Source organism: Streptomyces sp. NPDC111656 (assembly GCF_055656965.1).
This window is the reverse complement of sequence record NZ_JBVKCA010000017.1, coordinates 227,506-249,618: the sequence shown is the minus strand read 5'-3', so window position 1 is coordinate 249,618 and position 22,113 is coordinate 227,506. Positions and strand designations below refer to the sequence as shown.

At 69.4% G+C, this 22,113-nt stretch carries 19 protein-coding genes; 11 read left to right on the top strand and 8 right to left on the bottom strand.

Translation table 11 applies throughout. The features are described from left to right. Positions 1-285 precede the first annotated feature (285 nt). Positions 286-1,419 (bottom strand): glutathione-independent formaldehyde dehydrogenase, encoded by a 1,134-nt coding sequence (locus ACZ7M3_RS38910; protein WP_388401920.1) that lies wholly within the window; start codon positions 1,417-1,419, stop codon positions 286-288. 176 nt (positions 1,420-1,595) lie between these two features. Between ACZ7M3_RS38910 and ACZ7M3_RS38905 the strand changes: the two genes are divergently transcribed. Beyond that, positions 1,596-1,787 (top strand): hypothetical protein, encoded by a 192-nt coding sequence (locus tag ACZ7M3_RS38905; RefSeq protein WP_030190387.1) that lies wholly within the window; start codon positions 1,596-1,598, stop codon positions 1,785-1,787. 174 nt (positions 1,788-1,961) lie between these two features. Here the strand turns inward: ACZ7M3_RS38905 and ACZ7M3_RS38900 are convergent, their stop codons facing one another. Further along, positions 1,962-3,188 (bottom strand): MFS transporter, encoded by a 1,227-nt coding sequence (locus ACZ7M3_RS38900; protein WP_472069901.1) that lies wholly within the window; start codon positions 3,186-3,188, stop codon positions 1,962-1,964. Between the two features lie 149 nt (positions 3,189-3,337). Between ACZ7M3_RS38900 and ACZ7M3_RS38895 the strand changes: the two genes are divergently transcribed. Further along, entirely contained in the window at positions 3,338-3,895 is a 558-nt protein-coding gene (locus ACZ7M3_RS38895) for a TetR/AcrR family transcriptional regulator (RefSeq protein WP_351296788.1), read from the top strand. A gap of 77 nt (positions 3,896-3,972) precedes the next feature. Here ACZ7M3_RS38895 and ACZ7M3_RS38890 read toward each other — a convergent pair whose 3' ends face one another. Together ACZ7M3_RS38890 and ACZ7M3_RS38885 are read right to left on the bottom strand one after the other, a co-directional pair. After that, positions 3,973-4,317: a hypothetical protein gene (locus ACZ7M3_RS38890; RefSeq protein WP_472069899.1), complete on the bottom strand. Its 345-nt coding sequence runs from the start codon at positions 4,315-4,317 to the stop codon at positions 3,973-3,975. A 228-nt stretch (positions 4,318-4,545) separates the two neighbouring features. Next, positions 4,546-5,997, bottom strand: a complete 1,452-nt coding sequence (locus ACZ7M3_RS38885; protein WP_472069897.1) for a purine-cytosine permease family protein — start codon at positions 5,995-5,997, stop codon at positions 4,546-4,548. A gap of 243 nt (positions 5,998-6,240) precedes the next feature. Here ACZ7M3_RS38885 and ACZ7M3_RS38880 point away from each other — a divergent pair, with 243 nt between their 5' ends. Beyond that, positions 6,241-7,341 carry a calcium-binding protein gene (locus tag ACZ7M3_RS38880; RefSeq protein ID WP_472069895.1) on the top strand — a complete coding sequence of 367 codons (1,101 nt, stop codon included), beginning with the start codon at positions 6,241-6,243 and terminating at the stop codon, positions 7,339-7,341. Between the two features lie 231 nt (positions 7,342-7,572). On the opposite strand, the gene ACZ7M3_RS38875 is transcribed toward ACZ7M3_RS38880, so the two are convergent. Then, positions 7,573-7,947 (bottom strand): helix-turn-helix transcriptional regulator, encoded by a 375-nt coding sequence (locus tag ACZ7M3_RS38875; protein WP_452978648.1) that lies wholly within the window; start codon positions 7,945-7,947, stop codon positions 7,573-7,575. 365 nt (positions 7,948-8,312) lie between these two features. On the opposite strand from ACZ7M3_RS38875, the gene ACZ7M3_RS38870 reads away from it, so the two are divergent. Continuing rightward, on the top strand, positions 8,313-8,717 hold the full coding sequence (locus ACZ7M3_RS38870; RefSeq protein ID WP_472069893.1) for an ANTAR domain-containing protein: 405 nt from the start codon (positions 8,313-8,315) through the stop codon (positions 8,715-8,717). A 42-nt stretch (positions 8,718-8,759) separates the two neighbouring features. Here ACZ7M3_RS38870 and ACZ7M3_RS38865 read toward each other — a convergent pair whose 3' ends face one another. Further along, on the bottom strand, positions 8,760-9,572 hold the full coding sequence (locus tag ACZ7M3_RS38865) for an SAM-dependent methyltransferase (protein ID WP_472069891.1): 813 nt from the start codon (positions 9,570-9,572) through the stop codon (positions 8,760-8,762). A 142-nt stretch (positions 9,573-9,714) separates the two neighbouring features. Between ACZ7M3_RS38865 and ACZ7M3_RS38860 the strand changes: the two genes are divergently transcribed. Further along, positions 9,715-11,118, top strand: a complete 1,404-nt coding sequence (locus ACZ7M3_RS38860) for a PP2C family protein-serine/threonine phosphatase (RefSeq protein ID WP_472069889.1) — start codon at positions 9,715-9,717, stop codon at positions 11,116-11,118. Between the two features lie 80 nt (positions 11,119-11,198). After that, a complete protein-coding gene (locus tag ACZ7M3_RS38855) occupies positions 11,199-11,354 on the top strand; it encodes a DUF6131 family protein (protein WP_095856802.1) in 156 nt (51 codons plus the stop codon). A 29-nt stretch (positions 11,355-11,383) separates the two neighbouring features. Here the strand turns inward: ACZ7M3_RS38855 and ACZ7M3_RS38850 are convergent, their stop codons facing one another. After that, positions 11,384-14,593 (bottom strand): alpha-L-rhamnosidase, encoded by a 3,210-nt coding sequence (locus ACZ7M3_RS38850; RefSeq protein ID WP_472069887.1) that lies wholly within the window; start codon positions 14,591-14,593, stop codon positions 11,384-11,386. 180 nt (positions 14,594-14,773) lie between these two features. After that, complete coding sequence (locus ACZ7M3_RS38845; protein WP_472069885.1) at positions 14,774-16,885, bottom strand: acyltransferase family protein; 2,112 nt, start codon at positions 16,883-16,885, stop codon at positions 14,774-14,776. A gap of 313 nt (positions 16,886-17,198) precedes the next feature. Between ACZ7M3_RS38845 and ACZ7M3_RS38840 the strand changes: the two genes are divergently transcribed. The 5 genes from ACZ7M3_RS38840 to ACZ7M3_RS38820 all read left to right on the top strand — a co-directional run bounded on the left by ACZ7M3_RS38840 (position 17,199) and on the right by ACZ7M3_RS38820 (position 22,083). Further along, a complete protein-coding gene (locus ACZ7M3_RS38840) occupies positions 17,199-18,674 on the top strand; it encodes an MFS transporter (RefSeq protein ID WP_472069883.1) in 1,476 nt (491 codons plus the stop codon). A gap of 205 nt (positions 18,675-18,879) precedes the next feature. After that, positions 18,880-19,305 carry a nuclear transport factor 2 family protein gene (locus tag ACZ7M3_RS38835; protein ID WP_351296821.1) on the top strand — a complete coding sequence of 142 codons (426 nt, stop codon included), beginning with the start codon at positions 18,880-18,882 and terminating at the stop codon, positions 19,303-19,305. Continuing rightward, positions 19,302-20,141: an NmrA family NAD(P)-binding protein gene (locus ACZ7M3_RS38830; RefSeq protein ID WP_472069881.1), complete on the top strand. Its 840-nt coding sequence runs from the start codon at positions 19,302-19,304 to the stop codon at positions 20,139-20,141. The genes ACZ7M3_RS38835 and ACZ7M3_RS38830 overlap by 4 nt, the downstream gene beginning before the upstream one ends. After that, positions 20,138-21,340 (top strand): alpha/beta hydrolase family protein, encoded by a 1,203-nt coding sequence (locus ACZ7M3_RS38825; RefSeq protein ID WP_472069879.1) that lies wholly within the window; start codon positions 20,138-20,140, stop codon positions 21,338-21,340. The genes ACZ7M3_RS38830 and ACZ7M3_RS38825 overlap by 4 nt, the downstream gene beginning before the upstream one ends. 137 nt (positions 21,341-21,477) lie before the next feature. Further along, complete coding sequence (locus ACZ7M3_RS38820; protein WP_472069877.1) at positions 21,478-22,083, top strand: TetR/AcrR family transcriptional regulator; 606 nt, start codon at positions 21,478-21,480, stop codon at positions 22,081-22,083. Positions 22,084-22,113: the final 30 nt, after the last annotated feature.

Below are 22,113 nucleotides of genomic sequence, written 5' to 3'. Positions count from 1 at the left end.
ACGTACCCGGGCGGCGGGCCCCGGCGGATTCTGTTCCGCCGGGGCCCGCCGTCGTCCGCTGCGCGAGGGGGAGGGGTTCACCGCCTTGGCTCCCGTCGCCGAACAGCGACCTCACGCATGGGGAGTGCCGAACAGCGACCTCACGCAGGTGGAGTGGCGGCGCCAGGCCCACCGACACACCGTCCGCCGACGTTCCCTGTCCGCCGGAACTCCCAGCGCATCTGTCAGGGCATCACATCGCGACAGCCGGCGAGCGGCAGGAGCCGGAGGCTGCGGTCCGCAGGGCTACGGGTGCAGTATCACCTTCGTGTAGCCCTCGATCCGCTTGTCGAACTTGTCGTAGCCCGACGGTGCCTGATCCAGGGGCAGTTCGTGGGAGACGACGAAACTGGGCTTCGCCCTGCCCTCGATGATCATGTCGCGCAGGTACCGGTTGTAGCGCTTCACGTTGCACTGTCCCGTCCCCATCCGCAGGCCCTTCTCGAAGAGCTTGCCGATCGAGACGAGGAGCATGCCCTGCTTGGCCTGCTCGTCCGGGCCGCCGGGGTCGGAGGGCACATAGAGGCCGGGTATCCCGAGCGCTCCGGTGGCTCGCACCGTGCCGACGAGCGAGTTCAGGACGGTCGCCGGTTCTTCGCGGTCCGTGCCGTGCCCTGTCGCCTGATAGCCGACGGCGTCAATGCCCTTGTCCGTGCCGATGCCGTCCGTCTGGTCCTTGATCTGCTCGATCGGGTTGCCCTCGGAGAAGTTGATCGGAACCGCGCCTATCTCCTCGGCCTTCTGGAGCCGTTCGGGGACCCGGTCCACGACGAAGACCTGCTTCGCGCCGCGCATCAGAGCCGAGTAGGCGGCCATGAGTCCGACCGGACCTCCGCCGTACACCGCGACGCTCTCGCCCGGGCGGACCTGGGCGAGCTCACAACCGTGGTATCCGGTGGGGAAAATGTCGGCGAGCAATATGAAATCGCTCTCGTGCTCGTTTCCCGGCGGCAGCTTCAGGCAGTTGAAGTCGGCGAAGGGTACGCGCAGATATTCGGCCTGGCCGCCCTTCCAGGGGCCCATGGCGACGTATCCGTACGCGCCGCCCGCGAAACCGGGATTGACGGTCAGACAGTAACCGGTGAATCCCTCGACGCAGTTCATGCAGAACCCGCAGGCTACGTTGAAGGGCATGACCACACGGTCGCCCTCCTTGAGCGAGGTGATGCCCTGGCCCAGTTCTTCGATGATTCCCATGTTCTCGTGGCCGAAGACGATGCCGGGTTCAGCGGCGGTACGGCCCTCGTACATATGCAGATCGGATCCGCATATCGCGGTGGAAGTGACCCGTACGATCACATCGTTCGGATGCTGGATGCTGGGCTTTTCAACCTCTTCGACCGCAACGCTGAACGGCCCTTTGTAAACGACGGCCTTCACGGCTGCCACCTCCGCTCGGTGACGCATGTATGTGATGTCCACGCCCCCGCCCGTATTCTCCGCGTGACCCATCTCTCATGATTCTCCGTCCTGCGCGATCGGACAAGCCGGTAACGTCGATGTGAATAACTGCCCGGTGCCGTGCAGAGAAATGCAGTGGCGAAGGAGGCCGAAAGATGTCAGCACAGCGACTGGGAACGCTGCTTGTCCCCGTGCCGGGATTGTCCGGCACCACCTACCCGCCGGGAACGACCGTGACGGTCCGCGGCCGAGGCGCTACGGTCGACGCCTTCGTCAACGGCGACTGGCTTCCCCTGTCGTGGTGGGAATTCTCCGACGGCCTGCGCGAGGACATCGCCGACCGCTGACCTTCCGCGCCGATGCCGTCGCGGGCATCGGCGATGACGACGGTCCTGGGCGCGGTCGTGTCGTTCCTCTGTAGTTCAAAGCCCCCGGCAGTGAGCCTCAGTGCCTGCCGGGGGCTTCGTGTGCCCGCCCACCCGTCATGGATCGGTGGTGAGGGCGTTTGTGTCGGAGTTTCTCTAGCGGTGGGCCGTAGCGGGCCGGCCGCACTGGCCGGTGTTCCTGGCCCGTCCCGTGCGGAGCCGTTGGGCGGCGAGCGCGAGGGCGCTGAAGGCGATGACGGCCGCGCTGTAGACGACCGAGGTCTCGTGCAGGCCGACGTTCGTGGCGGCGATCCCTGCGGCCACGGCCGGGACGCTGAAGGCCAGGTAGGAGATGACGAACGCGACCGCGAACAGTTCGCCCCGCTCGGCCGGCTCGGCGATTCGGGCCAGTGTGCCGAAGCTGGCGAGAGCCGAGCCACCGAAGCCGATTCCGGCGATGGCGGTGCCGGACGCGGCCATCGTGAGCGAGTTTGCCTCCACACCGCCCAGGCCCACGGCCGTGCCGAGCAGCAGCAAGGTGGCCGAAAGGGCGAGCGTGCGCTCGGTGGGCCAGCCGCGCAACGCGAACGCCGTGATCGAGGCGGGCACGCAGAGCAGGGTGACCACCAGGCCGCCGATGACATGGCTGGACAGGCCGAACAGGTTGGCGGCCACTGAAGGACCGAGAGAGAGATACAGTCCGCCCAGTGCCCAGCTCGCCACCAGGATCGGCACGAGCGCCATCAGGTCCGTGCGCAGTCGCGGAGCGACGCCGAGGCGCGGCTGAAGCGACCGTACGACGCCGGGCCGGCGCTGTGCCGTCTCGGGTATGAGGGCGACGAGCAGACCGGCGAGGACCAGAGCCGCGAGCAGCAACACGTAGACCAGCCGGGTCGGGTGCGGCCCGTACTCCGCGAGGACACCACAGCCCAGTGCACCGAGGCCCAGTCCGAACGTCGGGGCCGCACCGGTGATGACGCCGGCGCGGTGCGGCGCGTGGGGAGGGTTGAGATCGACGAGGGTCGCGCCGAGTGTGGTCATGGCCGCGCCGGTGGCGACACCCTGGACGAAGCGGGCCGTCAGCAGGATCGAGACGTCGTCGGCGACGATGAACAGTGCCATCGCCACCACTTCGAGGGCGATGGCCGAGGCCAGGACCGGCCGGCGGCCGATGTGATCGGACAGTGCGCCGAGCACCAGGAGCGCCCCGATCATTCCGACGACGTACACCGCGAAGACGGTGGTGAGGGTGGTCGCCGAGAAGCTCCACTCGTGCTGGTAGATGACGTACAGCGGCGACGGCGCGCTCGACGCGGCCATGAAGAGGACGAAGACGGCCGCGATGGAGGCGAAGGCCACCGGTCGGCTCAGCCCGCGCCGCACACGGCCGGACGGTAGGCCCCCTGGGGCTGAGGCCGACGGGATCATCTTGGAGGACGTGGGTGCGTCAGACATGCGCTCTCTCTCCGAATGCAGTGATCACTGCGTTAGCAGTTCTCCCCTAACGCAGCGATCAGTGCGATAATTTCCGCATGACCGAAGCAATAGTCCAGCCCCGTCCCGGCGGCCGCTCCGCGCGGGTGCGCGCGGCCGTTCACCGCGCGGTCGGGGAGCTGCTCGCCGAAGAGCCGACCGAGGTGCTGACCATTCCCGCCATCGCGGCGCGCGCCGGCGTGCACGCGACCACGGTGTACCGGCGATGGGGTTCGGTGGCACAGCTCCTTGCCGACGTCGCCACGAGTCGGTTCAGCGGCGATGTCGTGGTGCCGGACACCGGCTCTCTGGCGGGTGACCTGGAGCGGTGGACGGGCGATGTCGCCACCGACCTCGCCGACCCCGACGTCCTCGCCCTGATGCGGGCGACGATCGGCTCGGGTCCGGAGGGCGGCAGCGCCTGCACGGCCGACCGGCACGCTCAGCTCGGGGCCATCATTGAGCGGGAGCGAGCTCGAGGAGGCAAGGTGCCGAGCGTGGAGCGGGCCGTCGACGGACTGCTCGGTCCGCTGTACTACCGCGCGATCTTCAGCGTGGAGCCCGCGTCCGGCGAGTGGGCGCGGGGTCTGGTCGCGCCGTTGCTCGCGGCGGTCTAGTGCGGTGACCGGACAGGTCGGCCGGGACGGAGGGGCAGCGGCCGCGACCGATCGCGCGGAAGGCGGTGCCTGCTGCGTCAGACGTCGTACGCGGAGAAGTCGACGACCGCTGTCGAGTTCTTGCCGTACTGCACGGCTATGTCCACCGTCATCGCCCCGCCTTCAGCTTCGGGGTGCAGATCGATGTGAGCGCAGACGTCCGCCGGTGTCCCGGAGCAGTTCTCCGACGTGAGACGGGTGCCGGGATAGGCCTCCTTGAGCCACGCGTCCAGATCCGTTCGTGTGATCGAAAATCGCGCCTGGTAATCCGTGTCCAGCCAGGCGCGGACGGTGCACTTCGCGTCTTGAGCCCCCTTGGGCAACCCGTCCTGGTCCGCGTAGCGCATGGCGTCCTCGCACGAGGCGGCTTCCACCTGAGTCATCGGATCGGCTGTGAGGGCCGTGATGACCGTCCAGGCAATCCACCCGACGAAAGCCATCGGGAACGCCACAACTGCGGCGAGCACCCATTTCCGCCTCATGATCACCCTTTGCTGTTGTTCGCGCCCCGAGCGGCGGCCGTCACTCTGCAAGACAGGCAGGACGCACCAGCGTGCCCCGCGGTTCTCGGCCGTGCCGGTCGGATGGACGGCGACGTCGTCATGGCAAGGTCATGGCTCTCGGTGCTCGTGGGCCGCCGATTCCAGCGTCGCGATCTCTGCCTCGGCCAGGCGGGCCTCGGCATCGACGTCGATCGACCGGGTGAGCAGCCAGTAGAGCACCGCGGAGACGGGCAGCCCGATGAACAGGGCGATGTCCGCACCGCCGAGCGCGTGGGCGGCGGGTCCGACGTAGAGCGTGCCGACGGAGAAGAACGGCACCATGACGGCGAAGCCGACCAGGTAGGAGATGATGCCGTGCCAGCCCCAGCGGCCGTAGATGCCGTGCGGGTTGAAGATCTCGGCGACCGCGTAGTGGCCGCGGCGCACCACGTAGTAGTCCATGAGGTTCACGGCGGTCCACGGAATGAACAGGTAGAGCACCAGCAGCAGGAAGTTGTTGAAGTTCTCGAGGAAGTGGGCGGTGGAGGCCAGTGCCCCCACCACGGAGAGCGCCGCGGTGAGGCCGATCGTCACGAGCCGTACGGCGACGGTCGGCCGCACTCTCTTGAACGAGTCGATCGCGCTGATGAGGGTGAGGGACCCGCCGTACATGTTCAGGGCGGTCACCGAGATCAGACCCAGGGCGGAGAACAGCAGAACGATCGCGCCGAAGCCGCTGAAGACCTTGTCGCCCGCCGCGTTGATCGAGCGGACGGTCTCGAAGTCCTTGCCCGCCCACGCGGCGAGCAGAGCCCCCAGACACATCAGCCAGATGCCGCCGAGCGCCGACCCGAAGTACGTCCAGTAGAAGGTCTTGCGGACGGTCACGTCCGGCGGGAGGTAGCGGGAGTAGTCCGAGACGTAGATGGCCCAGCTGATCTGGTATCCGGCGACCACGCCGAACTGCGCGAGGAACGGGGTCCATTGGAAGCCGCCGAGGTCGAAGGAGCCCGGGGGATAGTGCAGGGTGAGCAGGATGCCCACGGTGAAGATCCCGAAGACGACCAGGAAGGTGTAGGTGAGGAGCCGCTCGGCGCGGTGGATGACGTCGTAGCCCACCAGCGCGATGACGAACCCGATGAGTGTGACCACGACGACCCACAGCTTGACGCCGCCGTGCAAGGTGGTGTGCAGGGCCTCACCGGCCAGGATCGTGTTGAAGATGTTGAACCCCGCGTACTGCACATAGGCGAACAGCCATACGAGCAGGGCTCCGACGTAGCCGAACTGCGGCCGCGACTGGATCATCTGCGGCAGTCCCAGCTGCGGACCCTGCGCGGAGTGGAAGGCCATGAAGAACGTGCCGAGGATCGTGCCCGCGGCGATCGCGATCAGCGACCAGATGAGGTTGCCGCCCTCGGTGATGCTGATCAGCCCTACCGCCAGGGTGGCGATCTGCGCGTTGGACATGAACCACAGAGGCCCCAGGTGCCAGAGTTTCCCGTGCCGCTCGTCGAGGGGGACGTAGTCGATGGAGCGGATTTCCAGACCCGATACCCGTGGCTGCGACGAGGTGGTCACGAGTGCCTCCTTTGGGCGGGTTCATAATCTGATGAGAAGATTAACCACCTATGATCACGTTCATCTTCTTGTCGTACTGGCCGAGGCGGGCGTACCGATCAGTATGTCCGACCGGTACGCCGTGCAACCCCAGGTACGCCACGCCACTGAAAGGATGAAAACGGCCCCTGCCGGGCTGCTCCGGCGACGCGCCCTGGAAGGGATCCCGCGTCAGGTGATCGCGACGACCCCCGTGGAGCATCCGTGCCGGAGAACCGCCGGAAGAGACCGGGGCGTCTGGGCGTCCTGTCCTGCAGTGCGGTCGTCCTCGCGGCGACCGCCCTCGTCGGAGCGGGGGAGGCGCGGGCCGCCGCGCGGGTGCCCACCTGTTTCGGCCGACCGGCGACGACCACGGGCACCAGCGGGACACCGGGGCCGGACGTGATCATCGGCACCGCGGGCGCCGACGTCATCGAGGGACTCGGTGGCGACGACCTGATCTGCGGTCTGGGCGGGGACGACCGTCTCATCGGCGGACCGGGTGCCGACTCCGTCGACGGCGGAGACGGCGACGACAGCCTGATCGGCGACAATTTCGGCGCCACCGGAGCCGTGACCGCTGCCACGGGCCGGGACCTGCTGTTCGGTCGTGCCGGGAACGACACTCTGGTGGGCGACAACTCCGCTCAGCTGGGCGCCGCGGCCGGTGCCTCGGGCGACCGCCTGTTCGGCGGGCCCGGAGATGACAGCATGGTCGGTGACAGCAGGGGCGACACCGCTTCCGGAGGTGCGAACGACCATCTCGAGGGCGGCGACGGCAGCGACAGCCTCATCGGGGACGCCTTGGGGTTCTTCGGCGCCTCGGGGGCCGGCGACGACGTACTCCTGGAGGGGCCCGGGGAGTTGGGCGACGCGACGGGCGACAGCGTCGCCGTCTCGGGGAACGCGAGTGGGGCCGGCGGTGACGACGTCATCGACCTCGGCGAGGACGGCGGCACGATCGCGATCGGGGACCACTCCGCTTCCGGAGGCACCGCGGTCGGCTCGGGCAACGACCGGATCGCGGGAGGAAGCGCGGGGGAGTTCCTCGTCGTCGGCGACAGTTCCCTGGGGGACGCCACCGGGGCGACCGCCGGGCGCGATGTGATCAACGGGCGCGGCGGCAACGACCTGCTGTTCGGCGACAACATCGACCAGAACACCCGGAGCGTCCCGGGAGTGGGCGGGAGCGACTCGATCGACGGAGGAGCCGGGGACGACATCCTCAGGGGCGGCCCCGACGCCGATTTCCTCAACGGCAACACCGGTAGGGACGACTGCGACGGCGAGCAGGGGACCGACGTCGCGATCAGCTGCGAGATCTGACCGCCCAGGGATCCGATGAGCGAGCCGGAGCCGCCCGCACAACCGGCCGGCAGACTACCTGCCACCAGATAGTGCGCCCAACTCCCGCACCCACCTGCGGAGTTGTGCACGTAGCCGGTCACGTATTCCTCCGGGCACAAGGCCAGGCCACGAGGGTCTCCATGGGGCGCGGGCCGGGGTTACGCGCGGCCGGGGCCCGGCTGGCCACCGCTCTCGTTCCGGCCGCAGGGGTCAGTCCGTCGGGCGCCGAGCGGAATGATCGAACGCCAGCGAGTGCTGCTCGTGCTCGGGCCTGCCGTCGCGCCGTGCCTCGTGCTGGTCGAGGAGGGTCAGCAGGCCCTCTACGCTCAACCCGGCCTCCGCCGGGTGCCGGAGGATGGTCCCCGGTTCGATGTGGTAGATGTTTGAGCGGCCCTGGCGGGTGTGGGTGAGATAGCCGTCCTGCTCCAGATCGGAAATGATCTTCTGGACGGCGCGCTCGGTGAGTCGGCACCGTGCGGCGATGTCGCGGATACGGGTTCCCTGATCCCTGGAGATCGCGGCCAGCACTCGGGCGTGGTTGGTGAGAAACGTCCAGCCGGTATGTCCCTGCGGTACTTCACCCATGTCTCGAGGATACGGCTCGGCATTCGCGCATTCAAAAGGATGAAAGAAAGTTCCTGTATCTCTTGACGTGTGAGGATCCGAAGGCCGACGCTTGGAGTAGTGAGATAGGCGGATGCCCCAGGAGCGACTGCCATGCACGAACGTCCACTCTCCGTCCAGGTCGGCAGCGAAGGCTTTGGCCCGCTTCTGAAGGTGGTGGCACGTTCGGGCGGTGGGCGGGCGGCCGCCGCGATCTCCGGTGACGTCGACACCGAGCACCCACTCCAGCGCTCCTTGTGCGAAGCCCCTACGCGGTCGATCGGCGGACTGTCGACGGCCGTGACAGGCATCCCGGCAAGAACGACCGAGCGCACAAGGAGGACGGGTTGAGCGACGACGCCGAGCAGGACCTGCGCACCGAAGTCGTCCAGCTCAAACGTGCCATGCAGACCCGGCCGGTCATCGATCTGGCCCGGGGAGTCCTGATGGCCTCGTTCGGCCTGAGTGCCGCCGACGCCTGGAACGTACTGGTCGAGGTGTCCCAGCACGCCAACACCAAAGTCCACCATGTCGCCGAAGACCTGGTCGGCGCCGTCAACGGAGATCCGCTTCCCGACCCGCTCCGGCAACACGTGTATGCGGCGGTCGCCGAAGTCCTCGGTCCACATGCTCCTGACCATCCGAGCGCCGAGTGGACCTCTCCCACCGACCGGACGTCACGGGCGGGCGGTGGCAACGACACGCCGCCGATGTCCGACCGACGTCGCGATCTGTCGTCGGACCCCCTCTGACCTCTGCTGACCCCTGGCCTTTGACCCTGGCCTTTGGCCCCGTCACGCACGCTTGCGGCCGACGCCCGCGTACACCCAGTACTCCGACGGGTTCTCCGGGATGTGGTCGTCCGGGGCCGGGCGCCACAGGGGTACGTAGACCAGGTCGGGCTCCACGAGGTCGAAGCCGTCGAAGAGATCCCGGATCTCGCCGCGGGAGCGGGCGGTGACCGGGGATGTGGCCTTGGACCGGTACAGCTGCCCCACGGCGGCGGCCGTGTCCGGGCGATCCTGGTTCGTGGCATGCGTGAGTGTCAGCCAGCTCCCCTCGGGCAGGGCGTCCCGGAACGCGGCCACGATGCCGGCGGGGTTCTCCTCGGGCGTGATGAAGTGCAGGATCGTGATCATCAGCACCGCGACGGGCTGCTCGAAGTCGATCAGCTTCCGTACCTGCGGGGACGACAGGACGTCGGCCGGCCGGCGGATGTCGGCGTCGACGATGTCCGCACCGGGATTGTCGGCGAGCAGGGCGGTGCTGTGGGCCACGGCCACCGGGTCGTTGTCCACGTAGACCACCCGGACGTCCGGGCTGGCCGCCTGTGCCACCTCGTGCACGTTGCCCTGTGTCGGGATGCCCGATCCGAGGTCGATGAACTGCCGTACCCCGGCCTCGACCAGAAAACGCACGGCCCGGCCGAGAAAGGCGCGATTGGCCCGCGCCAGCGTGCGCACCTGGGGGTCGATCGCCGTGAAGGCCGCCACCGCCTCCCGGTCTATGGGGAAATTGTGCTGTCCGCCGAGCATCGCGTCGTACATCCGGGCAACGCTCGCCTTGTCGGGATCGATCCCCTGCGGGAGACCGTCGTTGTCGGCCAACTCAACTCCCTGTCATGTCCTTGATCTTGACGCTCCATCATATAGTTGCCGACCATGTGTGGCGGGACGATGCCCAGGCCACGCTGCCGAAGCCGCGCGCCACCGGAAAGGCACAACCCTGCGGAACGAAGTGCACTGTCCCATGGACGACGAACCCGCCACCGCGCGTTCACGCCGTCCGCCGGTCTTTTCCCCTGCGGCCGACGCCATCGGCTCGGAACTCGACCTGCGCCTGACCGGCAGCCATGTCGTCGACGCGTTGACGCCAGGGTTCTGCGACGCGGCCTCCGTCTACCTGTTGGAGCGCTGGCTGTTGGAGGAGAACGCGTACGCCTCCGCGGAACCACGGCAGATCGAGGCCCGCCGACTGGCGCTGCGCATCGGAACGGACGCGCCCGAGGACTGGGAGGGGCTGCTGCCGGTCGGCGAGGTCATCGTCTTTCCGCGCGGGACGCCCTACACGCGTGCCATCGCCACCCTCGATACGCAACTGCTCGACACGGTCGACGCCCATACCTCCGCGCGGCTCAGCACCTCCGGTGGCGGCGACGCCCGCATGGACGTCCTCCTGCGCACGGCTTCCTTCCTCGTCGTCCCGATGCATCTGCGCGGTATCGCCGTCGGATTCATCGCCTGCACGCGCGGCCCGGACCAGGCGCCCTTCCTGCCCCTCGACGCCGAGGCCGTGGAGTCGCTGGCGGCGCGCGCCTGTGTGGCCCTGGACAACGCGCGCCGGTACGAACGCGAGCGCCGTACGGCACTGGCCATCCGCCGAAGCCTCCTCCCCGCCACCGAGCAGGCGTTCGAGGGATGTCGTATCGCCCACGGTTACCTTCCCGCCGGGCGCGACAACATCATCGGCGGTGACTGGTTCGACGTGCTGCCCCGGTCGGGAGGCCGCGTCAGTCTGATCGTCGGGGACGCCATGGGGCACGGTCCGGAATCGGCCGTCGCCATGATCCAGCTGCGCACCGCCGTCCGTACCCTGGCGGGACTGGACATCACCCCGGCCGAGTTGATGCACCGTCTCGACGCGCTCGCCTGTGACACGCCCGGAGCTTCCTTCGCCACGTGCATGTACGCCGAGTGGGACGCGAGGCGCCGCATCTGCACCTTCGTCGGAGCCGGCCACCCGCCCCCGCTGATCCGCGATCCGGGCGGACGGACCGGGCCGGTCACTCTCACCAGCCCAGGCCTGCCCCTCGGACTCGGCATGGGGACGTACGAACCCACCGTTGTGCACGTGCCCGACCCGGTGCTGCTCCTGCTCTACAGCGACGGTCTGGTCGAGTCCCGCCACGCCGACATCGACCAGGGCATCGCCCGCCTCGCCGGCCTTCTCGACACGGACGGGGACGACCCCGACCGCGTCACCGGCCCGGACACCCTGGAGTCCCTGTGCCGGCGGCTGCTGCACGGCACGTCGGCCGCCAACGACGGAGCGGACGACCGTACGCTCCTGCTCACCGAACTCGTACCCGCGAAGATCCCACCCCCGCCGCAGGAGCCGGATAGTTCCGCCGATCGCCTGCCGCAACCGCATTAATCGCCTGCCGCAACCGCGTTAGGAGTTGCCCTGCGGTGGTACACGGAGGTGACGAGGGGGGCCCATTGCGGGAGGTTGCAATGCTTGTCCTCGGCATCATTCTGCTCGTCGTCGGTTTCGTCACGGGCATCAGCATTCTTTGGACGATCGGCGTGATCCTTGTGATCATCGGACTCGTCCTGTGGATCCTCGGGGCTGCCGGACACGCTGTCGGTGGTCGCCGCCACTACTGGTGACCGGGGCCGCGGGCAGCCCCGTGTGCGCGCTACGTCGTGAAACGGTGGTCGCCGGAGCCGACCCGGTACACCACGTAGCCGTCCTCCGTCCGCAGAAACGTCGCGGGGGTGTGGATCACCGCCTCCGGGTCTTCCCCGGGGACCCACACCTCCGCGGTCGTGTTGGGAGGCACGGCGCAGCTCAGGACGAACTCGTCGGATCGCTGCCGCCACCGCGTGGAGACCGGGCCGTAGCCGGAGGTGAACGTGGCGCGGGAGGAGGTGACGCCGCCGCCCGGGCGGGGGCGTATGACGATCTCCCGGTAGCCGGGCCGGCCCGCCGAGATGCCGGCGATGTTGGCGTACATCCACTCGCCCACCGAGCCGTACGCGTAGTGGTTGAAGGAGTTCATGTCCGGGGTCTGGAAGCTGCCGTCGGGCTGGATGGAGTCCCAGCGTTCCCACATCGTGGTGGAGCCCTTGTCGATCTGGTAGCCCCAGCTGGGGAAGGAGCGTTGCCGAAGCAGCCGGTGGGCGACGTCGGTGTGGCCGGTGTCGCTGAGGACGGGCAGCAGCCGGGGTGTACCGAGGAAGCCCGTCGAAAGGTGCCAGTCCTTGGTCTCGATGAGCGCGACGAGGCGGTCGGCCGACGCCTTGCGCAGCGCGTCCGGCAGCAGGTTCATCGACAGGGCGAGGACATAGGCCGTCTGCGTGTCGCCCTTCACCCTGCCGTCGGCGGTGACGTAGGCGTTCTGGAAAGCGGTGCGGACGCGCTCGAAGAGGTCGAGGTAGGGGGCGGAGTCCATGCCGAGCTCGTTGGCCGTGCGGGCCGCGAGGTCGGCGCTGTGCGCGAAGTACGCGGTGGCGATGACGTCCTTGGGGGTCTCGTCGGAGACGTTCAGCCAGTCGCCGTACCCGCCGGCCGGCCGCAGCAGGTGGTCGCTGTTCTTCTCCAGGTACTTCAGCCAGGCCTGGACGGAGGACCAGGCGTCTTCCAGGACCTGTCGGTCTCCGTACGCCTGGTACAGGGACCAGGGGACCGTGACGCCCGCGTCGCCCCAGCCGGCGACACCGTTGCCGACCGTGCCGACCATGGGTGCCACGTCCGTGAAGGCGCCCTCCGGGGTCTGCGCGTCGCGCAGGTCCACGAGCCACTTGGTGAGGAAGCGGGCCGATTCCATCGTGTACGCCGCCGTGGGCGCGAAGACGTTGATGTCGCCCGTCCACCCCAGGCGCTCGTCGCGCGCGGGTGTGTCCGTCGGGACGGACAGGAAGTTACCGCGCTGCCCCCAAGTGATGTTGCTGTGCAGCTTGTTGAGCATCGGGACGTCGGTCTCGAATTCGAGGGTGAAGGGCGCGGAGGTGTGCATGACGCGGCCGGTCACGGCCGTCACCGGGGGAGTGCCGGGGAACCCGGTCACCTCGACGTAGCGGAATCCGTGGAAGGTGAAGCGCGGCTCGTACGTCTCCTCGCCGTCACCCTTGAGGGTGTACGTGTCGGTGGCCGCGGCAGTGCGCAGATTCGCGGTGTAGAGGGTGCCGTCCGGGTTGAGCACCTCGGCATGCCTCAGACGTACGGTCGTTCCCGCCTCGCCCGAGACGCGCAGCCGCACCGATCCGACCATGTTCTGGCCGAGATCGAAGACGAAGACGCCCGGCTCCGGTTCGGTCACCGTCCTTGCCGTGAGTTCCCCGGCCACCCGGACCGGGCCGTCCACCTGCGCGACGATCAGGTCGGGAGCGGCGTCGCCCGCGGCGCGGACGTCGAGCCAGGTACGGTCGTCGAAGCCGGGTGAGGTCCAGCCGGAGGTCTCCTTGCGCGCGTCGTACGTCTCGCCGCCCAGCAGGTCGGCGGAGACGATCGGTCCGGACGCGGCCCGCCAGTCCGTGCCCGAGACGATGCGCTCACTCGTCCCGTCGGCGTACTCGACCTCCAACTGCGCCAGCAGCGCGGGGCGTTCGCCGTACTGATGGGGTCCGAACATACCGACGTTGCCCGCGTACCAGCCCGGAGCCACGTACGCGCCGACGGCGTTGGCGCCGGGCCGCAGGAGCGTGGTGACGTCGTACGTCTGGTACTGGACGCGTTCGCGGTAGTCCGTCCAGCCGGGAGCGAGCTGATCGCGGCCCACGCGGCGGCCGTTGAGGTGGGCTTCGTACAGGCCGAGAGCCGTGGCGTACAGGCGGGCACGGGCCACCTTCTTGCCCGGGAGCCTGAACTCGTGGCGCAGCTGGTTGGCCGCGTACGACGCCGGGACGACCCGCCCCCAAGGCCCGGCTCCCCAGGCGGCGGCCTCCTTCGCCGCCGGCCAGCCGCTGTCGTCGAAGTCCGCCTCGCGCCAGTCGGCGGCGGGCTCCTTGTCCGTCGATCTCCAGGAGTCGTCGGTGACGATCCGCTGTTCGCCGGATGCCGTGTGCAGGACGAGGACGGCGACCAGACCCGCGGGTCCCTCGGTCGCGTTGGTCGCCGAGACCGCGAGGACGTTCTTCCCGGAACGCACCTGAGCGAGGACGTCGATCACGGCCGGCCGGCGCCAGCCCTCGTTGTCCGTCGCCAGGTCGGTACGGGCCACCTCGGTGCCGTTCACGGAAACGGCGTACACGTTGTCGGCGGTGATCGCCAGGGTCGCCGCCGTGACGCCGCCCGGGAGATCGAAGGCGCGACGCAGCCAACGAGTGGCCGCGGGCGCGCTGTTGGCCGGCTCGCCCTCGGGGAACCAGATCCAGGCGCTGCCTTCCAGCGAGGGCGCGTCGGTGAGAGCCGGAGGGGCCGAGACCCATTCCGCCGACCACTGTGCGGCGCCCATGAGGCCCGTCTCCCACCATGCCGCCGCGCTCCAGGCGGAGGCGTCGCCCTTGGCGTCCCAGACACGTACGGACCAGAAGTAGCGCGTCCGCGGCTTCAGTTGGGGGCCCGCGTACGGCACGAGTACGGACTCACCGGAGGTGACCTTCCCGCTGTCCCAGACATCCGGGTGCGAGAGGTCCGACGCACTGGAGGCGACACGGATCTGATAGGCGCTCTGGCGCACCCCCGGTTCGTCCGAGGCCATCGGCCAGCTCAGCCGTGGGTGTTGCGCGTCGAGGCCCAGGGGGTGCCGAACGTACTCGACGGTGGGCGTGGTGATGCGCAGGGCACCGCGTGGCGCTCCCGCTCGGGCTGGTGCGGACGCCGCCCCGGCCACTGCTGATCCGGTGTCGGCGACGGCCGCGGCCGTGGTGGCCGCCGATGCCGCCAGGAAGTTCCTCCTGCTGATCACTGGGGCCCCTCACGTAGAAGCGATGAATCGATTCACGGCGGTGAACGTAGGGGCGTGCGGGATGGAGGTCAATGAGTGTGCGGGATTTTCTTGCCGAGCTGCCGGGTGGGCACGCGCTTTCGGTGGAGCCTGACGCGTCCGAGGCGGGGGCGATTGAACGGTTTCAATCGCCCCGTGTACTCAGGACGAACTGACGAGGCGGTCCAAGGAGTCGGCGAGGACGGGGGCGAGGGCCGCGGCGTAAGCCTCGGAGAGGTGGCTTTCGTCGCGGTAGACGGCGGTGTTGCCGACGACGACGGGGCAGATGCCCGTGCGGATCGCGCAGACCCAGGGTCGGGGGTCGATGACCGTGATGCCGGTCGCGGCGGCGGCGTCGCGGACGGCGGACTGGCGGGTCGCATCGTGGATCGCGTCCGGCAGGTGGTTCGCGCAGGCGTGCAGTTGCAGGGAGTTGTCGGCGGCGCAGTCGACCGGGTCGCCCTTGGGCCACGGGGTGTCGAGCAGGGCGGCCACATGGGCGCCGGAGGTGCTGAGGTCCCGGAAGGTGTCCTCGAAGCCGGTGGTCCACTGCCGCAGGGTGTCGGCGGCGGGCTCGGCGGGGTCGCCCGCGTCCGAGGAGGAGACGACCACCAGGGCAGGGTGAAGGGCGTTGATCCTCGCCACGGCGTGGGAACGCCAGGTGTCGCAGGCCGTATACGGCTTGTGGCGGTTGATGATGGTCACGCCGGCGACCTTGCAGGAGGCCTTCGTCAGTGAGACCAGCTTCCATCCGCGCGCGGTCGCGAGACCCTGCAGAGCCGGGAACCACTGGGCCGCGTGGGAGTCGCCGAAGAGCACGACGGTCCGGGAGGAGGCGCGGTTGCCGTAGACGCACGGCGGATTCCGCGTGCTGTCGTAGTCGACGTGGCAGCCGTCCCGATAGACCGCGGACCGGGAGGACTTCACCTTCGGCAGGGCCGGGGTGAGGTTGTTCGGCAGGCTGCCGGAGGACGCGGCCAGGAGCTCGGCCAGCCGCGCCTGCGGGTCCGGCGCGCCGGCCAGCTCCTGCGCCAGTACGGGCGCGGGGCCGCCGACTTCGATCGTCGGCGGGACCGCCGCCGCCGTCAGCGCCAGCACCGTCGCCCCCGCCGACAGCCCGATGCCGAGCGCCAGGGCCCGGTTCGGCCGTCCCCGGAACGCCCGGTGGAAACGGACCGGGTTCTCGACGAGGCGCAGTGTCAGCCAGGCCAGGCCCAGCGCGACCGCGCACAGCCCGAGCGCGAGCGGCACCCCGGCGGTGCCGTCCGTACGGCTCAGCGCCACCGGGGCTACGACCAGCAGCGGCCAGTGCCACAGGTACCAGCCGTACGAGAGCCCGCCCAGCCACACCATCGGCCGCCGCCCGAGCAGCCACCCCGCGCCGTGCGAGGCGGGCGCGCAGCCGCCGGCCAGGACGAGCGCGGCGCCGAGGACCGGCAGGAGGGCGTGGTAGCCCGGGAAGGGCGTCTGGTCGTCGTACCAGACCGCCGCCAGCGCGACGCAGGCCAGGCCGAGCCAGGTCAGCGGGGCCGCGAGGGCGGCGGGCAGCCGTTCCAGCCGGGCCGTGGCCAGCGCAAGCAGCGCGCCGGCGCCGAGCTCCCAGCCCCGGGTGGGAGAGCCGAAGTACGCCCAGGGCGCCGAGGAGTTCGTCACCAGGACGCTGACCACGAACGATCCCAGGCACAGCGCCCCGAGCACCAGCGCGATCGGTCGGCGCCGGCCGCGGGCGGCCCGCCAGCTGAGCAGCAGGAGCAGCGGCCACACCAGGTAGAACTGCTCCTCCACGGCGAGCGACCAGAAGTGCTGGAACGGCGAAGGCGGACTGTTCTGGGCGAGATAGTCCGTACCGGCCGCCGCCAGCCGGAAGTTGACCGCGTACAGCGCGCTGCCGAGGGCGTCGCCCGCGTACTCGGCGAGCCGCGCCTTCGACAGGAACAGCCATGACCCGGCCAGTGTGACCGCGATGACCAGGGACGAAGCGGGCAGCAGCCGCAGCGCACGGCGGGCGTAGAAGGTGCGGACCGACAAGCGACCGGTGGTGGCGAGTTCGCGCAGGAGCAGCGACGTGATGAGGAAGCCGGAGATCACGAAGAAGACGTCGACCCCGACGTATCCGCCGCTGACCTGAGGCACCCCGGCGTGGGAGAGCACCACGAGCGTGACGGCCACCGCGCGCAGCCCCTGGATGTCCAACCTCAGCGAGTGGCCTCCGGGTGGTGCGGTTCTGCCGCCCGCTGGGATGGTACGGACCTCGGCGGGCGTGGTGCTCGGCATCAGGCGCAACTCCTTGGGGGACTGACATGGATTGATGCCGTACTGTCCGGCCGCCGCCCGGAGTTCGGGTGAACAACGCACCAACTTCACGAGAATCCCCGGGGTGACGAGAATTCCCGGCGCGCCCGTGCGGAACCCGCTGGTCAGAGGGTTGCCCCCGCCATGCGGATGTCAGGCGGTCGAATGGGGGAGAGGAGGTAATCCGTTCGAGCGTCGCGGTCCGCCACCTGTCCGTGGCGATGGTGGCGGCGGGTCGGCTCCCGCACGATCTTCCGGGGGATTCCTGGAATGTCGTGCTCGAGTGAGGGACGTCTTGTCGACCGATTCCGCGACGGCGATCGACCATGCTGCTGTTCGTGCAATGCCGCTGGGTGAGGCGCTGGACGGCGCGCCGATGTCCCGGTTCCATGTCCGGTTCTGGCTGCTGGCGGGACTGGGCATCCTGCTGGACGGCTTCGACTTCTTCATCATCGGGGTGGCCAATCCGCTGGTCGCCAAGGACTTCGCGGTCGGCTCCGCCCTGCAGGGACTGATCTCGGCTGCCGCGATCGTCGGTGCGATGTTCGGCGCCGCGCTGCTGGGACCGTTGGGGGACCGGATCGGCCGTAGCCGGATCTTCCGGCTGGACCTGTGGATGTTCGTCGTCTTCTCGGTGCTGTGCACCCTCGCCTGGGACCCCTGGTCGCTGGCGGCGTTCAGATTCGCTCTGGGGCTGGCGGTCGGACTCGACTATCCCATCGCCGCCGGCTACCTCGCGGAGATCCTGCCGTCCAAGAACCGCGGGCGGTGGTTGGTGGGCGCGTTCAGTCTGCAGGCGGCCGGGATCCTGCTCGGCGCGGTGGTCGGTGTCGTGGTCCTCAACGTCCGGCCGGAGGTCGACTCCTGGCGGATCATGCTGGGCTTCGGCGTGCTGCCCGCCCTCCTGATCATCTGGCTGCGGCGCGCGGTGCCGGAGAGTCCGCGCTGGCTCGCCCAGAACGGACGCGAGGAGGAAGCCTGCGGGATCGGTCGGGCACTCGCCGGTGTACCCGTGACGGTGACCGGTGCCGACCGGGAACGCCAGGAGGGTCCCCCGGAGGGGTTCCGTGCGTTCCTCCAGCCGCAACTGTTCTCCCGACGGTGGAGGCGGCGCACGATCTTCACCGCGGTGCCCTGGTTCCTGATGGACATCGCCACCTACGGCGTGGGCATCTTCACCCCCACCCTGCTGGCCTCGTTCGCACTGGCCGGTGCCAACAGCACCTTCATCGCCGATGACATCGCCTCTACCAAGGGCACCGCCCTGCTGGACGTCTTCCTGGTCATCGGCTTCTGGCTGGCCATCGTGCTGGTCGACCGGGTCGGCCGGGTACCGCTGCAGCTGACCGGATTCGGTGTCATGGCCCTCGCGCTGTGCATCCTGGCCGGGAGCGCCCAACTGCCGGGCGGACCGCAGGCCCACCTCTCCATGGTCGTGGTCGGGTTCGCCCTGTTCAACACCTTCATGAATCTGGGTCCCAACTCCACCACCTTCACGCTGCCCGCCGAGGTGTTCCCCTCCGAAATGCGAGCCGCCGGCCACGGCTTCGCCACCGGGTGCGGCAAGTTGGGCGCGGCCCTGGGCACCTTCCTGTTCCCGGTGCTCCTGGCGCGGCTCGGCGAGAGCCTGTTGCTCTACGGCGTGGCGGTCACCAGCGTGCTCGGCTTCCTGGTGACGTACTTCTTCCGCATCGAACCGCGGGGACGGTCGTTGCAGGAGCTGTCGGGAGTCGATGCCGCCGCGCTGGCGCCCCGTATCGCCCCTCCGTGACCCGTCGGCGTTACCGGTCGCGCTCAGGCTTGCGAAGCGGACTGGCGGTCCGTATGCTCCAGTGCATACGGACTGTCGGTCCGCTTTCATTCGGGTGTCCCACGGCGGCGAACCGTCATCACTGGATAGCGCGCTCCTTGTGACGAGTGGCCGTACCCCACGGGCTGGGATCGCCGTGTCTTCGAGCAGAACGGAAACCTTGATCATGGCAATGCCAATGACGGCCGCGGAGCTCTACCGCCACGGTCTGCGACTGCTGGTGGAGAAGGACATCCCCGGCTGGGTGGACCTGTGGGACGAGGCCGGCGTCCTCGAGTTCCCCTTCGCGCCCCAGGGCTGGCCGGAGCGGTTGGAGGGCCGGCAGGCCATCGGGGACTACATGCGCCACTACCCCGACCACGTGGACATCCACGACTTCCCCGACGTGACGATCCACCAGACCACCGTCCCCGAGACGATCGTGGTGGAGATGCGCGGAGTCGGCCGCCTGGTCGAGACGGACAGCCCCTTCGACATGACCTACATCGCCGTGGTCACGGTCAGGGACGGACGCATCACCTCCTACCGCGACTACTGGAACCCCCTCGCCGTTCAGCAGCCGGGCGCCGACTTCGTAGGAGCCAACCGATGAACGCCCCCGGCGCCACCTTGGTCATCGGAGCCACCGGCACCACTGGTAGCCGTGTCGTCGCCGGGCTGGTCGCCGAGGGCCACCGCGTCAAGGCGGCCGGACGAAGCGCCACCCCGGTGGAGGGTGCGGAGGCTGTCCGCTTCGACTGGAACGAGCCCGCGACCTTCGGTGAGGCCCTCGCCGGCGTCGACCGCGTCTACCTCATCCCGCCGATCGGTTCCTCGGACCCGGCCGCGGTCATGCTGCCCTTCCTCCGTCAGGCCCGATCGGCAGGCGTGCACCGCGCGGTGCTGCTCAGCTCATCGGCGATCCCCGCGGGTGGTCCTGCGGTGGGACAGGTCCACCAGGCCCTGCCCGGCCTGTTCGAGCAGTGGGCGGTGCTGCGGCCGTCCTGGTTCATGCAGAACTTCGCCGGCTTCACCCCCCACGCGCGCAGCATCCGCGAGGACGGCGCCATCCTGACTGCCACGGGAGACGGCCGCGTCGGGTTCGTCGACGCGGAGGACATCGCCGCCGTCGCCGTACGCGCCCTGACCGACGAGCAGGCCCCCGACGCCGACCTGATCCTGACCGGGCCGCAGGCGCTGAGCTACGACGATGTCGCCGCGATCATCACCGAGGTCACCGGCCGACCCGTCGTACACCGGCATCTGACGTTCGAGCAGCTGCGCGATCGCTGGGCGGCGGAGATACCGCTCGAGTTCGCCACCATGCTGGCCGGCATGGACCGTGCCATCGCCGACGGCGCGGAGGACCGTACCTCGGACACCGTCCAGCGCCTCACCGGCCGCCCCCCGGGCACGTTCCGCGCCTTCGCCGAACGGGAGTTGTCATGAAAGAGCTGATGTTCCATGACGATCCACCCTTCTGGTTCGAGACCCTGCGCAACCTCGGTCTCGCCGCCTACGGGGGCTCGGACGTCGGCGAGGTCATCGCCACCGCCTCCCGCGTCACTCCCGGCGACTACGACAGCTGGCACGACGCCTGGCTCTCCACCGCCGAACGCCTGGAGGCCGAGGCACGGGGAAGCCACTCCGTCAGCGCACGCGACGGACTGCTGCGCGCCTCCAGCTACTACCGGGCGGCCGAGTTCTTCCTCCACGGTCACCCCGAGGACCCGCGCATCGACCACGCCTACGAGCGCGGCGTCTCCTGCTTCCGCGACGCCATCGCCCACTTCCCGGGCGTCACGCCCGTGGAGATCCCCTACGAGGACACCGTGCTGCACGGCTACTTCTACCGGGCGGCGGGCGAGGGTCCGAGGCCGGCCGTGGTGATGCACAACGGATTCGACGGCGCCGCCGAGGAACTGCACTTCTCCGGCGCCCTCGGCGGACAGGAACGCGGCTACCACGTCCTGACGTTCGACGGCCCGGGGCAGCCCGCAGCCATCCACCGGGACGGGCGGGCCTTCCGGCCGGACTGGGAGAACGTGGTCGGTCCCGTCCTGGACTTCCTCACCCAGGACCCGGGTGTCGATCCCGCCCGCATCGCGCTGCTCGGCGTCAGCCTCGGCGGCTACCTCGCGCCCCGCGCGGCCGCCTACGAGCCGCGCCTGGCAGCCGTCGTCGCCCTCGACGGTGTCTTCGACGCCGTCTCCGCCCTGACCGCGCACCTTCCGCTGCCGCACGAAGAAGCCGTCCGGCGCGCCGCAGCCGAGTACGACGAGGACATGGACCGCCTGATCGCCGACGCCCGGGCGCGGAGGCCGATCCTGCGCTGGGCTTTCGACCACGGCCGCTACGTCACGAGGACCTCGAACGACCGCGAGTTCCTGGCCGAGTATGCCCGCTACAGCTTCAAGGACGGGAGTGCCGGGAAGATCACCTGCCCCGTGCTGGTGTGCGAGGCGACCGACGACCTGTTCTACTCCACAGCCGAGGAATCCGATCCGCGCAAGCTGTACCGGCACCTCACCGCGCCGAAGACGCTTCTCAGCTTCACCGAGGAGGAAGGCGGCGACGCCCACTGCCACCCGGGTGCCCTCCGTCTGGCGGTTGCGCGTATCTTCGACTGGCTCGACGACACGATCTGACGCGTTGCCCGTCACGCGGAACGCTCGGCTGCCGCCCCTGTGCGCGGGAGGCGCAGCCGGGCGCGAGCCGCCACTCACGCGAACCCACCGCATATCATTCCCGGGGGCCGGGACAGGCCGAAGACCAAGGAGGCCCCGTGGCCCAGCGCACAGAACGCGCGGACGCCCTGCGCAACCGAGAAGCCGTCCTGGCTGCCGCCGACGCCCTCTTCGCGGCCAGCAGCAGCCCCCACAGTGTGTCGATGGACGACATCGCCGCGGCCGCGGGTGTGGGCAAGGGCACGCTCTTCCGCCGCTTCGGCGACCGCGCCGGCCTGATCGGCGCGGTGATCGCCTCCCGCCTCGACCCCCTGCAGCAAGCCGTGCGGGAAGCGCAGGACGCAGCCGGATCCTCACCGCGGCAGCTGGTGCTGGACCTCCTTGATGCCTCCCTGCGCTTCAAGATCGAGAACCGGAACCTGATGACGGCCGCGGAGGATGCCGGGCTCAGCAGCCCCTACCAGGCCGAGCACTACGGCTGGTGGCACGAAATCCTCCGTGCGGCGCTGGATCAGGTGCCCGGCGTCCACAACGCGGATTTCACCGCCCACGCCCTGTTGGCCGCCATCCGCGCCGACCTCGTGGCGCACCTGATCGACGATCAGAAGATGACGCCCGAAGGCCTGCGTTCGTCGCTCGCGGCCTACATCGACAACGTCCTCGGCGGCAGTTCAGACTCACCCGGCACGCGCAGGGACGCGTGAGTGACTGCTCCCCGCACGTACGTCGTCGAG

Coding starts and splice junctions, on each gene's coding strand:
- ACZ7M3_RS38905 (WP_030190387.1), top strand. CDS start 1,596: ATGTCAGCACAGCGACTGGGAACGCTGCTTGTCCCCGTGCCGGGATTG.
- ACZ7M3_RS38895 (WP_351296788.1), top strand. CDS start 3,338: ATGACCGAAGCAATAGTCCAGCCCCGTCCCGGCGGCCGCTCCGCGCGG.
- ACZ7M3_RS38890 (WP_472069899.1), bottom strand. CDS start 4,317: ATGACTCAGGTGGAAGCCGCCTCGTGCGAGGACGCCATGCGCTACGCG.
- ACZ7M3_RS38875 (WP_452978648.1), bottom strand. CDS start 7,947: ATGGGTGAAGTACCGCAGGGACATACCGGCTGGACGTTTCTCACCAAC.
- ACZ7M3_RS38860 (WP_472069889.1), top strand. CDS start 9,715: ATGGACGACGAACCCGCCACCGCGCGTTCACGCCGTCCGCCGGTCTTT.
- ACZ7M3_RS38855 (WP_095856802.1), top strand. CDS start 11,199: ATGCTTGTCCTCGGCATCATTCTGCTCGTCGTCGGTTTCGTCACGGGC.
- ACZ7M3_RS38845 (WP_472069885.1), bottom strand. CDS start 16,885: ATGCCGAGCACCACGCCCGCCGAGGTCCGTACCATCCCAGCGGGCGGC.
- ACZ7M3_RS38835 (WP_351296821.1), top strand. CDS start 18,880: ATGGCAATGCCAATGACGGCCGCGGAGCTCTACCGCCACGGTCTGCGA.
- ACZ7M3_RS38830 (WP_472069881.1), top strand. CDS start 19,302: ATGAACGCCCCCGGCGCCACCTTGGTCATCGGAGCCACCGGCACCACT.
- ACZ7M3_RS38825 (WP_472069879.1), top strand. CDS start 20,138: ATGAAAGAGCTGATGTTCCATGACGATCCACCCTTCTGGTTCGAGACC.